The 14577-nt window shown below is 56.3% G+C and carries 10 protein-coding genes; 7 read left to right on the top strand and 3 right to left on the bottom strand.

What is annotated here, in order from left to right; all coding sequences use genetic code 11:
* Positions 1-10 precede the first annotated feature (10 nt).
* Positions 11-5857 carry a phage tail protein gene (locus BDE01S_RS11630; RefSeq protein ID WP_082790371.1) on the top strand — a complete coding sequence of 1949 codons (5847 nt, stop codon included), beginning with the start codon at positions 11-13 and terminating at the stop codon, positions 5855-5857.
* Between the two features lie 50 nt (positions 5858-5907).
* Here BDE01S_RS11630 and BDE01S_RS00375 read toward each other — a convergent pair whose 3' ends face one another.
* A complete protein-coding gene (locus tag BDE01S_RS00375; protein WP_066075677.1) occupies positions 5908-6201 on the bottom strand; it encodes a HigA family addiction module antitoxin in 294 nt (97 codons plus the stop codon).
* Positions 6202-6210: 9 nt separating this feature from the next.
* Entirely contained in the window at positions 6211-6489 is a 279-nt protein-coding gene (locus BDE01S_RS00380; protein WP_066075680.1) for a type II toxin-antitoxin system RelE/ParE family toxin, read from the bottom strand.
* A gap of 368 nt (positions 6490-6857) precedes the next feature.
* On the opposite strand from BDE01S_RS00380, the gene BDE01S_RS00385 reads away from it, so the two are divergent.
* The 6 genes from BDE01S_RS00385 to BDE01S_RS00410 all read left to right on the top strand — a co-directional run bounded on the left by BDE01S_RS00385 (position 6858) and on the right by BDE01S_RS00410 (position 14262).
* Positions 6858-9956: a tape measure protein gene (locus BDE01S_RS00385; RefSeq protein ID WP_416178186.1), complete on the top strand. Its 3099-nt coding sequence runs from the start codon at positions 6858-6860 to the stop codon at positions 9954-9956.
* Positions 9957-10020: 64 nt separating this feature from the next.
* Positions 10021-10494, top strand: a complete 474-nt coding sequence (locus BDE01S_RS00390) for a D-Ala-D-Ala carboxypeptidase family metallohydrolase (protein WP_066075683.1) — start codon at positions 10021-10023, stop codon at positions 10492-10494.
* A gap of 2 nt (positions 10495-10496) precedes the next feature.
* Complete coding sequence (locus tag BDE01S_RS00395) at positions 10497-10943, top strand: hypothetical protein (protein WP_147283903.1); 447 nt, start codon at positions 10497-10499, stop codon at positions 10941-10943.
* Positions 10944-11288 (top strand): hypothetical protein, encoded by a 345-nt coding sequence (locus BDE01S_RS00400; RefSeq protein WP_066075689.1) that lies wholly within the window; start codon positions 10944-10946, stop codon positions 11286-11288.
* A gap of 268 nt (positions 11289-11556) precedes the next feature.
* A complete protein-coding gene (locus BDE01S_RS00405) occupies positions 11557-12864 on the top strand; it encodes a M16 family metallopeptidase (RefSeq protein ID WP_066075692.1) in 1308 nt (435 codons plus the stop codon).
* A 102-nt stretch (positions 12865-12966) separates the two neighbouring features.
* Positions 12967-14262 (top strand): M16 family metallopeptidase, encoded by a 1296-nt coding sequence (locus BDE01S_RS00410; RefSeq protein ID WP_066075696.1) that lies wholly within the window; start codon positions 12967-12969, stop codon positions 14260-14262.
* A 108-nt stretch (positions 14263-14370) separates the two neighbouring features.
* Here the strand turns inward: BDE01S_RS00410 and BDE01S_RS11530 are convergent.
* A partial coding sequence (locus BDE01S_RS11530) for a hypothetical protein (RefSeq protein WP_218015841.1) occupies positions 14371-14577 on the bottom strand: 207 nt, incomplete at its 5' end.

Raw genomic sequence — 14577 nt, forward strand, 5'->3', positions numbered from 1 at the left:
GAGGTGTGTTATGGGCGGTAAGTCTTCTACGATTTCAACCAGCGAACAGCGGATTTTGTCTTTGCAGGTGCAGCAGTCGTCGCAAGGCCTGACCCTGCCTGTTGTTTACGGACGCACGCGCGTTACCGGCAATTTGGTTTGGTACGGCGACTTTACGGCCATCGAACATAAAACCACTACGCGGCAAGGCGGCAAAGGCGGCGGCGGTGTGAAGCAGGTGGACATCAAGTACACCTATGAAGCCGCGATTGCGATGGCTCTGTGCGAGGGGCCTATTAAGGGTGTGACCGCTATTTGGCGGGATAAGGAAAAATTCCTGAATCCGTCGCAACTGCGCCTGAATGTGGCATTCGGCACGAACGAGCAGCCCGTTTGGCCGCACCTTTTGCAAGCCAAGCACGCGGCGCAGGCTTTGAATTATTCCGACACGGCCTATCTGTACAGCCCGAACTATGAGCTGACCAGCTCTGCACAAATTTACAGCCATAATTTCGAGGTGGACGGCAAGCTGGGCTATTCGGCGGACATTCCCGATGCCAACCCTGCCGATATTCTCCGCGACCTGCTGACCAATCAAAACTACGGCTGCGGCTTCCCTGCTGAAAACATGGGGGACTTGGGTGTGTATTCCGCCTACTGCCGCGCAGCGGGAATTTTTCTTAGCCCGGCCTACGGCGAGCAGTCGGAGGCGGTATCGAATATCGAAACGCTGCTGCAACAGACCAATTCCGCCGCCGTTTATTCGCAAGGCCGTCTGAAAATCATACCTTACGGCGATGCGCCGGCTTCGGGCAACGGGGCGACTTATATTCCCAATCTGACCCCTTTGTACGATTTGACCGATGATGATTTTATCGGCGACGGCGAAGACCCGATTACGGTCGAGCGCAAAACCAACGCCGATGCCTACAATCAGGTGCAGGTGGAGTATCTCAACCGTGCGAATGACTACAACATCGCCGTGGCGGAAGTTAAAGACCAAGCCAATATCGAGCAATACGGCCTGCGCCCGCAAGAGGCTGTGGAGATGCACGCGATTTGCGACGGTGCGGTAGCGAAACAGGTCGCGCAACTGCTGCTGCAACGGGCGCTGTATGTGCGTAATGAATATTCGTTCAAGCTGGGCTGGAAGTATATTCTGCTGGAGCCTATGGATTTGGTTACGCTGACCGATGAAGCGCTGGGTTTGAACCGGACGCCGGTACGCATTATCGAAATCGAAGAGGACGAGGACGGCGTGTTGTCTGTGGTGGCCGAAGACTTTCCGTTTGGCACGGCTACGGCCACGCACTACCCGACGCAGCCGTCTTTGGGCTATTCGGCCAACTACAATATTTCGCCGGGCAATGCACACGCGCCCGTTATTCTCGAAGCACCGCTGCAACTGACCGGCGGCGAGCCGCAAATCTGGCTGGCTACGGCAGGCGGCGACAACTGGGGCGGCGCGGAAGTGTGGGTTTCCACCGACGGCGACAGCTATGTGCGCGTGGGCGCGGTACACCAAAAAGCCCGTTTCGGTAATACGGTTTCCGACCTGCCCGCCGGGGCGGTTTACGACAGCGTGAACACGCTGCGTGTGCAAATCGGCGCGGGGCATTTGGACAATGTAACCGAGCAGGAAAGCCGCGATTTTCTGACGGCCTGCTATGTGGACGGCGAATTTATCGCTTATGAAACCGCAGAGCTGACCGGTGTCGGCGCTTATACGCTGGGCAATCTGACGCGCGGCGGCTACGGCAGCGACATCACGGAGCATAAGGCAGGCGGGAAGTTTGCGCGGCTGGACGAGGCTTTATTCCGCTACACTTTTGATAAAAACTGGCTCGGCCGCACGGTATGGATCAAGCTGGTATCGTTCAATGTGTTTGGTAGCGGAATGCAGGAATTGAGCGAAGTACCGGCCTACGCTTATACGATTGTGGGCGCGCCTTTGGGCGCTATCAGCAATCTGCGCCTGACTTCGGGCTGGCATTTCGGCAAGGCCGCCGTCATCACTTGGGACGCGCTGGACGGTGCAGACAGCTACGATGTGGAAGTGTATGCCGCCAACAGCCAAACGCGCCTGCGCTCGGTAAGCGGCCTGACGGCCAATACCTACACTTACAGCCAAGCCGATATGAAGCAGGACGGCGGCCAAGTGCGTAACGTGGTCTTTAAAGTCCGCGCCCGCGCCGTGACCGGCAAAACCGGCTCATGGACGCAGGTTGTGGCGCAAAACCCGCAATTATCGGCATTGACGGGCATTGCGCTGGACAGCGGCCTGAAACAGGCGTTTTTCCAATGTGCGGCACCGCAAGAAGAGGATTTTGCCGGTATCTGCATTTGGATTTCCGACAATCCGTCTGTACCCACCACGCCTGCAAATTTGGCTTATGACGGCCGCGATACTTTTGTAACGCTCAACAAATGCGGCGGCGAGCCGCTGGAGGCCGGGAAAACCTACTATATCCGCGCGGCGGGCTATGACAGCTTCGACAAGCAGGGTTTGAACATCAGCAGCAGCCATGCGTTCACGGTTTACGAAGTATCGGCCATTGCAAAGGACTTGGGCGAAAGCGCCTTAAATCAGGCGCTGAAAAGCAAAATCAATTCCGCGCAAAGTGCCGAAGATGTGAATGCCAAAATCTCTGCCGAAGCCGCCGCCCGCGCCGCTGCCCTGCGGCAGGAAGCGCAGGCGCGCGCCGCCGCTGTAAAGAAAACGGCAGACGACGCGGCCAAAGCCTTAACGGCCAAAGCCCGCGAAATCGGTACGGAAATTACGCGCGTTGAAGAGAAATCCGACAACGCTGCGCGTACCGCCGAAACGCTGTCGGCGCGGTTGGACGGTTTGCAAGTCGGCGGCCGTAACCTGCTGAGCGGGTCGATGCCGAATTGGCGCGATGCCCAATATAGCAAACGCTTTGCGCTGACGGAAATTCCCGAAGTGGGCGAAACCGTGACCGTAACACTGTGGGGCGAATTGGGCGAAGGCCGTACCGGCTTCGGCGTTTACAACAGCTACGGCTGGGGCGAGTTGGCGAAGCTGCAGAAAATTTCAGACGGCGTTTACCGTGCAACTTTCCGCTGGAACGCACCGCGAAATGGCAGCGGTGAGTTGGAAAATGCCGCGTCCACGCATTTGAATGTGTATGCCTATCCCAGCACGGCTACAAGTGTCAACGAGTGGCGCAAAATCAAACTCGAGCGCGGCGGTGTGGGCAGCGATTGGACGATTGCACCTGAAGACGTAACCGCCGCCGTGGAAGCAGAGCGCGAAGCGCGGGTCGAAGCCAATCAAGCCGAAGCCCGCGCCCGTGAAAGCCTTGCTGCTGAGTTTGCAGGCAATACCGCCAATGCGCTGCGCGAAATCAAGGCCGTAGCCGATGCCCAAAAGGTGCAGACCCAATCGCTGGAAACGCTGGGCGGCCGTGTTGGCCAAGCCGAAAGCAATGCGACGAAACTGACGGAAACGGTTACGAAAAATCACAAGGCGACCACGGATGCGCTGAACAACCTGAAATCTACCGTGGACGGTAACGCAGCGGAAATCGGCGAGCTGAAGCGCACGCGCACCACCCGCGCGGACGTGGAAAGCGTCGTGGACAGTAAGATGACGGCGCGCTTCCAAACGCCTGACACGCGTGATGACAACCAACTGCCAAGCTGGTATTACCTGAACTACCCGCGCCAAAGGGTAACAGAGTTCAAACGCTCGGCGGTGTTGTCATTGGGCGGCGGCGGTTATTTGAGCTTGGAGACAAATGTGCCGTGGGACAACCCCACCGGCGGCGTAGTCACGCAAACGGCCTATCAGGCAGACGGTAAAGTGTTACGCCGCCGCTCGCAGGTGTCGCATACCTACCGGCCCAATCCGCCCGACCCGGCCAAGGTGCAAGTCGGCCTGTATCAAATCGACAGCGAAAGCTGGACGGAGTGGAAGGCCGATGAAACTGTGGACGGCGCACAGGCCAAAGCGGATGCCGTGAAACGTCTTGCTGAAGCGGCCAACGCCCTCGCGACAGCGGCGCAGGCAGACTTGAATGAGTTTAAGCGCACGAGCAGCAACGCCACCGGCGCACAGGCCGAAGCCTTGCAGGAGTTGGCGGCGCAGTTTGGCCGCATAAAAGTGGGCGGGCGCAACTACATCATGGGTTCGCTGCCGGACGCGGATTATTGGTATTTTTCCAAAAACGGCGCGTCAAAAAGTGTCGGACGGATTGAGAATGATGGCTTGGTTTGGGAAGCCAACGGCGAAACGTCGGGAGTATGGAAGCAGTGGCAGGTTTGCGGCTATGCCATAAATGGCCGCAAACCCAGCCTGCCCTTGAACGAGCTGCAAAAAGGCGATGTTGTGACCTTGTCGTTTGAGTGCCGCAGCAGCGTTGCCATTCGGTTGTATTACGCATTTGCCTATGATGTCACAAAAGGCAGTCGCGTTGACGGTATTAATTCGGGTGTCGATATTCAGAAATCGGACGATTGGGTGCGATACTCAGTCACGCATACGCTGATAAACGACAAGCCGGAGGCGTATCGCGGTTCACGTTTGCTGTTCAATCCTACCGGCCTGCTTGGCCGGAATGTGCTGGCGATTCGGAAAGTTAAGTTGGAAAAAGGCACGCTGGCGACAGACTGGACGCCCGCGCCGGAGGACGGCGATGCGAAAACCGAAGCTACGGCGGCGGCACTGGAGGACTACAAAAAAGTCGAAGCGGCCAAAGACAAGGCAACGGCTGAGAGTATTCAAACCATACGGACGACCGTAAACGGCAACAGCGCCGCCATTCAGCAGCAGGCCAAAAGCATTGACGGCCTCGAAGCGCAATATACGGTCAAGCTGGACACCAACGGCCATGTGGCGGGTTTCGGCCTTGCTTCAACCACGGTCAACAGCAAGCCGACCAGCCGCTTCATCGTGAATGCGGACGCTTTCGGCGTGGGCGCGACCGGCCAATCTACGGCTTTTCCGTTTACGGTAGATACGGTGCGTAACCGTGTCGGCGTGGACGGGGATTTGGTTGTCAACGGTAAGGCGATTATCAACCGTTTGAACGCGGGGGATATTGCGGGCGATAAAATCCAAGCCAACAGTATTGCGGCCAACCGTTTACAGGCAGGGGCTGTCACCGCCCGCGAACTGGCTGCGAATGCGGTAACGGCAGACAAAATGCAGGTAACGGATTTGTCGGCCATCTCGGCCAATATGGGACACGTTACCGCCGGCACGCTGTCAGGCACGGTTATCAACGGCAGTACGCTGAATGCGGCAACGGTCAACGGCGGCCATCTGAATATCGGCAACGGCAATTTTGTTGTGGATTGGCATGGCAATCTGTTTGCACGTTCTGGCCGGTTTGAAGGGACGGTCAGCGCAAGCCGTATCGAGGGCGTGATGTTCGAGCGGCTGATAACCACACCGAGTGGCTGGAGCGGCGCAGCAAGGCCGCCTGGCAGCCGCTCAAATAGGTATTGGGTGGCGCGCCATTTCATCTTCAGGAAACATGACGCCCGCACCGCCAATGCAATTATCCAGCCGTTTTATGCTGCCGACAGCGGCTATATTCGGATTATGGTCAACGGCACGCAGTTTGCGCCTATTTCCAACCCGGGACGCTCCAGTCTGATTTACGGCTTCCGTGGCTTGCGAAGCGGCAGTAAATATGCTTTTGGCGCAGCAGCTCCATATCATTCAGCGGCCAATATGGGTATCGAGCAAACGGAAACCGGCCATCCTGCCGGTAATCTCTGCCGGCCTTTGCCGATGTTTTTAGAAGCCGGTTATCAGGAAATTGTTGTTGAAGTTTATGCGGAGTTTACGGACGGTAGTTGGGGTTATAGTGATGAATACATGGTTATGGATTTACTGTATCTCAATTAGCCGTCCGCGCCTGACAAAAAGGCCGTCTGAAATTTTCAGACGGCCTTTTTCTATGCAAATGCATGAATGCCTGCCAATTCATCAGCAATCTCCGCCCGGGTTTGCTCGGCATCGTAATGGCTTTGCAGGTTGAGCCAGCTTTGTGCATCGGTATTGAAATAGGCGGCCAAGCGCAATGCGGTATCAGGTGTGATGGCACGTTTTCCTTTGACGATTTCATTGATACGGCGCGGCGGGACACCTATGGCTTTGGCCAAGGCATATTGACTGATACCCAGCGGAAGCAGCCAGTCTTCCAGCAGAATTTCGCCCGGGTGGATAAGGGGGATTTCTCGTTTATTCATGGTGTTTCCTTAATGGTAATCGACAATTTCAACCTGTACGGCATGGCCGCTTTGCCAAACAAAGCATATCCGCCATTGGTCATTGATGCGGATGCTGTGCTGCCCAACGCGGTCGTCTTTCAACGCTTCCAACATATTGCCAGGCGGTATGCGTAAAAAGTTCAAATTTGTAGCGGCATGAAGCTGCTGCAATTTCCGCAAAGCAACCCGCTCTATATTGGCAAAGCGTTTGACTCTTCGGCCTTGAAACAGGGCTTTTGTATCTTTGCATGAGAAGTCTGTAATCATGCCTCAATAATAACGCAGTACGTTATTATTGTCAAGCGTTATTAGTTTGAAATTTTTTCAGGCTTCACAACAGGGGTTTATTTATGAGTGAAATAGAAGCAAAAGTCAGAATTACTGCTGAAAACGACACCGCTGGCGGCTTTAACGCGGCGGCAGATGAAGCGGCCAAATCGGCGCGGCAGATTGAACAGGCGATTGCCGATGTACGCGGCAGATTGCAGGCTCAGTTTGAGCAAATCAAGCAAGATTTTCAGAACGGTATCCAATACGACCCATCGGAACTGCAAAATCTTGCCACAATCAGCGAGGCGGCTTTCCGCAAAATCGGTGCGGCCGGGAAGAAGATGTTTGAGGAAACCCGCACGCCGCTGGAAAGCCTGAAAGCGCAACTGGAAACGGTTAATCAGGTTATGACGGCCGGCGGCGTTGATGCGGAAACGGCTGCCCGTAAGGTTAAGCAGCTTGAAGCGGCTTTTAATGCTTCGGCCTCCCCTGCTGAAAAGTTCGAATATGCGGTTGAAAAGCTGAATGACGAGCTGGCACGCGGGGCGATTACGCAGAAGGAGTATGAAAGCCGTCTGAAAGATTTGCAGCGCGAGATGAAGAGCGCGGAAACATCGGCGGGCAATTTGGGTGGCAGTTTCGGCAAAATCGGTATGCTGCTGGGCGGTTTGGTCACGGCGGATTTTGCTGTGGGCGTGATGAAAACTGCCGACAGTATGCAAAGCCTGAACAACCAAATCCGCCAAGTAACGGACAGCGCGGGCGAGTATGAGGCCGTGCAGGAAAAATTGCTTGCGATTGCAAACCGAACGGGGGCGGATATTGAGGCTACAGGCAATCTGTATGTCAAAACTTCCCGAGCTTTGAAGGAATACGGCTACACACAGCAGGAAATCCTGACATTCACGGAGGCTACCAACAATGCGATGACTATCGGCGGGGTAGCCGCCGAGCAGCAGGCCAGCGCGTTATTGCAGCTTTCGCAGGCGCTGGGCAGCGGTGTCTTGCAGGGCGATGAGTTTAAATCCATTGCCGAATCAGCCCCTATTCTGCTTGATACGATTGCCGAGTATATGGGCAAAAGCCGCGCGGAAATCAAAAAGCTGGGCAGCGAGGGTAAGCTGACGGCAGATGTGATTTTCAAGGCAATTTCAGGGGCTTCCGAATCGTTCGCACAAAAGGCGGCGGATATGCCTATTTCGATGGGTAAAGCGCTGACTGTTTTCCAAAACAACTGGAAAAGCATGGTTTCCGCCGTAATGAACGATACCGGCATTATGTCGGGCGTGGCTTCGGTCATTAAGATGGTTGGGGATAATCTCAATTTCATCGTGCCGGTTGTGGCAGGCTTGGCGGCGGCATTTGTTGCGGTCACTGCTCCTGCTCTGGCTGCTACGGCGGCAACGTTGGGGCTGAATATGGCGCTGCTTGCCAATCCTATCGGCTTGGTGGTGGCGGGTATCGGCCTTGCGATTGCGGCATTTCAGGAGTTTGGCGACGAAATCGATATTTTCGGCGACGGCATGAGCAACCTGAAAGATGTGGCGCAGGCGGTATGGGACATGATTACGGAAACCGTCGGCGAGGCTTGCGACTGGATAAGCGGCCTGTGGTCGGATTTGACGGGCTTTTTAGACGAAAGCGTCGGTTCGTGGCAGGATATTTTCAATTCTGTGATGGGCTTTATTTACGCGGTCGTTTCCACCCAAATCAACGCCGTTATCAATACCTTTGCTACGGCCTATATGCTGGTAAAAGGGGCTTGGAACAATGCGCCGCAGTTTTTCAGTAATTTGGGCGCTACGATTGCCAATGTATTCTTGAGCGCCATCGAGGGCATGGTTAACCGCGCTATCGGCCTGATTAACGGCTTAATCGATATGGTCAACTCTGCTGTATCGCTGGTTGGCGGCAGCGGCATTGACAAGCTGGCAAACGTATCTATCGGTCGCGCAAATGACGGCGGTTTGGGCGGGCGGATTGCCGACAGTATGACAAAAGACCGTGTAGGCGGGATAGTGGACAATATCCGCGCCCGCGCGGCCAATATCGGCGAATCCCGGGCGATGAAACGTGCATCCGGCGGTGGTGGCGGCGGCACGGCCAAACCCAAACCGGGCGGCGGTGGCGGCGGCGGGAAGAAAGGCGGCGGCGGGAAGAAAGGAGGTAAAGGAAAAGGCGGCGGCGGCGGCAGAGGCCGGGAAACCGACCCGATGCGCGAATGGCAGGACATCATCAACGCGCAGAAGCTGGCGCACAAGGAAATGCAGGTTGCTGAAAAATCCCACAAGGAATGGGATATTGCGGCGGAATTGAAGTTTTGGCAGGAAAAATTGGCAACTGTTGATGCCAACAGCAAAACGGGTGTGAAGCTGCGCGAAAAAATCAATGCGCTGCAAATGCAGCTTGCGAAGCAGCAAACGGAAACGGCGTTGCAGGAGCTGGAGACCCGGCAACGGGCGGCGGAACATGCGCTTGAGATGGAAGCAGACGCGGCAGACCATGCCCTCGCGGCGGGACGCATAACGCAGCTTCAGAGACTGGATGCGGAAATCGAGTTTGAAGAGCGCCGCTACGAAATCGCACGGGATGCGCTGTTACGCCGCATCGAGTTGGCGGAGCAAGACCCGACCTACAGCGACAAAGCCATTGCGAAAATGCGGCAGCAGCTTGAGGAGCTGGACGGCAAGCACACGCGTAAACAGGGTAAAAACCAAAGCAAACGCGAGCAGCAGCGCCGCCAAGATATGCCCTCTTTAGGCGAAATGCTGGAAGACGGCGGTAAGGCCACTTGGCAAAGCCTGAGCGATAATATGGGCGAGGCGTTCAATTCGATTTTGAACCGCACGGAAACATTCCGGGGCGCAATGAGCAAGGCGTTCAAATCGATTGCACAAACTTTTATGCAGGAAATGATTACCAAGCCTTTGCAACAGATGTTTCAACGCTATATTCAGGAAACAGCGATTTATCAGATGCTGTTCAATACCAAGGGCAGCTTGGAAGCCGCAGCATCCAGTAAAACGCAGGGCTTGAAAGCGGCGGAGACTACAAATGTTGTCGGTCAAAACGCCTTGCAGGCCGCTTCGGGCGGCGCAGCTTCGCAGGCCGGTATTCCCTATGTCGGCCCGATACTGGCGGCGGCCGCGATGGGGGCGATGATGTCTATGGTCATGGGTTTGATTGGCGGCGGCAGCGGCTCTTCAAGCACAACCACGGTCACGCGCATTCCGTCGGCGGCGGGCGGCTGGGACATTCCGGCCGGTATCAACCCGCTGACGCAGTTACACGAGAACGAGATGGTACTGCCCGCAGAACACGCCCAAACTATCCGCGATATGGCGGGGAACGGCGGCAGCAGCGGCGATACGGTCATCATCAACACCACGGGCGGGGACTTTATCCATAAAAAAGACCTCGCCAAGCTGCTTAAGCAGATGAAGCGGGATTTTAAGATTACTTGATTTATTTTGGCATGAGGCCGTCTGAAAATCAGACGGCTTTTTTTTATGATGAAAGGAACTCAATATGCAAATTACCGAACACTTCAGCCTAGCGGAATTAACCCGCAGCGATACGGCCAAGCGGCGGGGTTTGAACAATACACCCAATGCAAACGAATTGGCGAACATTAAAAAAACGGCGGCGGAATTGGAAAAAATCCGCGCCTACGTGGAAGCCCCGATTGTGGTATCAAGCTGCTTCCGCTCGGCGGCAGTGAATCGCGCGGTGGGCGGCAGCAGCACTTCGGCGCACCGCTACGGCAGCGCGGCGGATATTGACGCGGTGGGCTACACGTCGCCCGAATTGGCGCGCAAAATCTTGGAAATGCGCGATAAGGGTTTGATTAAATTCGACCAACTGATTTTAGAGTTCCCGGAGCGCGGCGCGGGGGCATGGGTGCATATCGGCTTTCGCTGGAATAGCGGTATGCGCAATCAGGTGTTGACGGCGAAAACGGTAAAGGGGCGCACCGTCTATGTAGCGGGGTTGCAGTCATGAAAATGTGCGGAATTTTAGGCGAAGCCCGCCAAAAAATTTACTGGTTCAAACAATGGCTGCTGCGCGGCAGCCGCCTGATACAGCTCGGCTCCGCGCTGGGCTTTTTAGGCTATGCCGTAGTATTTGGAATTGACGGCGATTTGCTGTATGAAATGCCGATTTACGAGAAATTTAAAACGCTGAATGCGTTTTATTTGGCCTTGTTTTTCACCGGCTTCAGCGGTGCGCAAATCAGCGCACTGTTTGGGCGCGGCGTCAGAGGCGAAGCGGCGGCGGGCTACCTGCTGCTGGTTGCCGCCTTGATTTGGCTACTCGTCAGCGTCGCCTTTCAAGCTGCCTATCCGCCCTTGAATACCGGCTTTGTGCTGCCTACCGTATTATGGTTGATGTGTACCTTAACAGGCATTTCTATGATGGAAGAAGTCCGCCGCAAGCAACTTGAAAGGTAGATGATGGATGAATGGAAATTACTGTTTACTCATACGGGCATATTGTTTGCCATGATCGGCAGCGTGGTCGGCTCGTTTCATTCGGCCAAAACGCAGGATGACGGCTGGCGGCGCACCTTGATGGAAATCATCATCGGCATTTATGCCGCCGCCGCGATTGCAGAACGCTACCTGCCCGATGTCGGCGTATGGCAATGCGGCTTGGCAGGCGTAGGCGCGGGGCTGATTACCGGCTACGCTCTGGAAGCATTCGATGCCGTCGCCCCGAAAGCCGTCAGAAATATTCTCTCCGGAGTGTTCGCGCGGCTGGCGGATATGCTGGGCACGTTGGCAGGCCGGAAATAAGTAAAACCCCCGAACTTGTAAGCGATATTTACAAGTTCGGGGGCTTATTTTGTATTTCAAAAGCATAAAAAGTGTTCCGCAAAATTTTTACGGCCATTGATTTTAAAAGAGAAAAATACAGCCTTTTACCCCCTTTTGCGGAATGTAAATTTGGCTGAAAGGCTTATTTTACGGTGTTTTTGGCTGAAAATACTGTTTTCAGACGGCAGGTTTGCCTATTCAAACGCAAACCGTTATCATCAAGGCTTTCTCCTACCGAACACACACCATGTTACGCACCCTTTTCGCCTTATGCCTTGCCCTGTCTGCCCCCGCGTGGGCGCAAACCTTGTCGCAAACCCTGCCCAACGGCCTGAAAGTCATCGTAAAAGAAGACAAACGCGCGCCGGTGGCGGTGGTGCAGCTGTGGTACAAAGTCGGTAGCATCGACGAGCAACCGGGCAAAAGCGGTCTCTCCCACGCGCTGGAGCATATGATGTTTAAGGGCACGCCTACCGTACCCTCGGGCGAGTTCAACCGCATCGTGGCGGCGCTGGGCGGTAAAAACAATGCCTATACTAACCGCAGCGAAACCGTGTATTACGAAAACGCCGCCGCCGCCAATCTGCCGCAGATTTTGGCGCTCGAGGCCGACCGTATGCACAATCTCGATTTCAGCGACGAAGAGTTCCGCAATGAAATGAGCGTTATCCGCGAAGAGCGCCGCCAGCGCACGGAAGATTCCGCTGCGGGCAAGCTGTGGGAACACATCTATCTCAACGCCTTTACCCGGCCCTCTATGCGCGCCGCCGTCATCGGCTATATGGACGATTTGCACGCGCTGCAGGCGGAAGACCTGCGCGACTGGTACCGCAAATATTACGCGCCGAATAATGCCGTATTGGTAATCGTCGGCGATGTCGATGCCCGCGATACCCTGCAAACCGCCGCCAAGCTGTTCGGCAGTATTCCCGCCAAAGCCGCGCCGCCGCGCAACGATTTGAGCGAAGCGCAGGAACGCGCGCCGGCTTATGCGGAAACCACCTCCGCCGTGACCCGCCAGCCGCTGATTGCGCTTTCCTACCGCGTGCCGCCGCTGCAAAAGCTCGACGACACCATGCCTTATGCTTTGGACGTGCTCTCCGATATTCTGGCCGGGCATTCGTCCAGCCGTCTCGACAGCCGCCTGGTGCGCGGCCGCCAGTCGGCCTTGAGCGCGAGCGCCGGCTACGACCTGCTCAGCCGTGAAACGCCGCTGTTCAACCTGATTGCCATGCCCGCCGAGGGTGTGGCCGCCGACGATTTAATCTCGCAGCTGCGTGCCGAAATCCAAGATATTGCCGACAAAGGCATCAGCCGCGAAGAGCTGGCGCGCGTGCAAAAGCGCACGCAAGCCGATGAAATCTACGCCCGCGATGCCATGAGTACGCAGGCATCACTGATGGGCCGATTGGAAACGCGCGGCTTCCGCTATACCGACGAAGCCGAAATCCGCCGCCGCCTAAACCGCGTGACCACCCGCGACGTGCAGGCCGCCGCCCGCCTGCTGACCGAGCCGCGCGAGAGTATTGTCATCGTCAAACCGGCATCCGAATGATACAGTCGCAGAATTTAACTTCTCCGACGAAAAACCGCCCTTCCGACAAGCCGTCTGAATTTCGCCCGTTTTCAGACGGCCTTATGTAAAGACAAGCAAGCCATGAACCTCAAAACCCTGATTCCCGCCCTACTGCTGCTCCTGCCCGCCGCCCACGCCGTCGATATCCAACGCTGGCGCACGCCCGAGGGCACGCAGATTCTGCTGGTCGAGCGCCGCGACAATCCGATTGTCGATATGGAAATCACCTTCAAAGGCGCGGGCAGCGCGTCCAATCCCAAAGGCAAAAGCCAGGTGGCCGAATTTACCGCCGCGCTGCTGACCGACGGTACAAAAACGCTGGACGAAGAAGCCTTCAAAGCCAAAACCAACGATTTGGCCGTGTATCTCTCCAGCGGCAGCGACCGCGAAAGCGCGTCCGTCAGCCTACGCAGCCTGAGCCGCCCCGCCCCGCTCAAAGAAGCCGCGGCGCTGCTCAACCAATCGTTGACGCAGCCGCGCTTTGAAGAACACGTTTTCCGCCGCCGCCAAAGCCAGGCCGTAACCGCCCTGCAGCAGATGGAAACCACACCCGATTTTACCGCCGGACGCGCCTTTACCCGCCTGGCCTACCCTAACCACCCCTACGGCGGCAGTGCCCAAACCACGGTGGACAGCCTGAAAAACGTGACCCCAGACGACATCCGCGCCTTCCACCGCGCCCACTACGGCCGAGACAACGCCGTTGTCGCCATCGTCGGCGACATCAACCGCCGCCGCGCCGAACGCCTGGTACGCGCCGCCCTGAAAGACCTGCCCGCACACGCCGCCGCGCCAAACATCCCGCCCGTGCCCGCACAGCCCGCCGCGCAGCAAAACATTCCCTTTGCCGGCGAACAGGCAAAAGTCATCCTCGGCCTGCCGCTGATTACCCGCAAAGACCCCGATTATTACGCGCTGGTGGCGGGTAACTACATACTCGGCGGCGGCGGCTTCGACAGCCGTCTGATGAAGCAGCTGCGCGACCGCAAAGGCTACACCTACGGCGTGCACAGCAGCCTCGACCCCGCAGGAGAAGCCGGGCCGTTTACCGTATCTTTCGCCACACAAAAGAAAAACACCCGCGCCGCGCTGGACGACACCCGCGCCGTTATCCGCCAATTTATCGCCGAAGGCCCGACCGAAGCGGAATTGCAGCAGGCCAAAGACAATATCGTCGGCAGCTTCCCGCTGCGCTTCGATTCCAACGCCAAGCTGCTGGGCTATTTGAGCCTGATCGGCGAATACGGCCTGCCCGATGATTATTTGGAAGCCTACCCGAAAGCCATCGCCGCATTGACCGTCGAACAGGTGCGCGAAGCCTGGCAGCGCCGCGTTAATCCCGACGCACTGCATATCGTTGTGGTCGGCGCGGAATAGCGAAACCGACAAAACCCAAGCCGCAGGGCGGATTACATCTCCGGCCTGCGGCTTGGTTTTTTGTTTGCAGCAATCAACGTCGTAGGGCGGGGTTGCCACCCCGCCGCTTTACCGAAAGGCAAAGATGGAAAGGTATCGGAGTAAACGCTCATTCTGTAACTGAGCGGCGGGGCAGCAGCCCCGCCCTACTTGTGGAAAAACAAACTGAAAAAACGCGTACCAAAGCCGTCTGAAAACGGCGGCAACAGCATCCTTTCCGAAAACCCGTTGCTGCTTTTCAGACGGCTTTAATACGCTATAGTCGGAGAGTAAATT

Origin of the sequence: Bergeriella denitrificans NBRC 102155, assembly GCF_001592185.1 — a bacterium.
Taxonomy (GTDB): domain Bacteria; phylum Pseudomonadota; class Gammaproteobacteria; order Burkholderiales; family Neisseriaceae; genus Neisseria; species Neisseria denitrificans.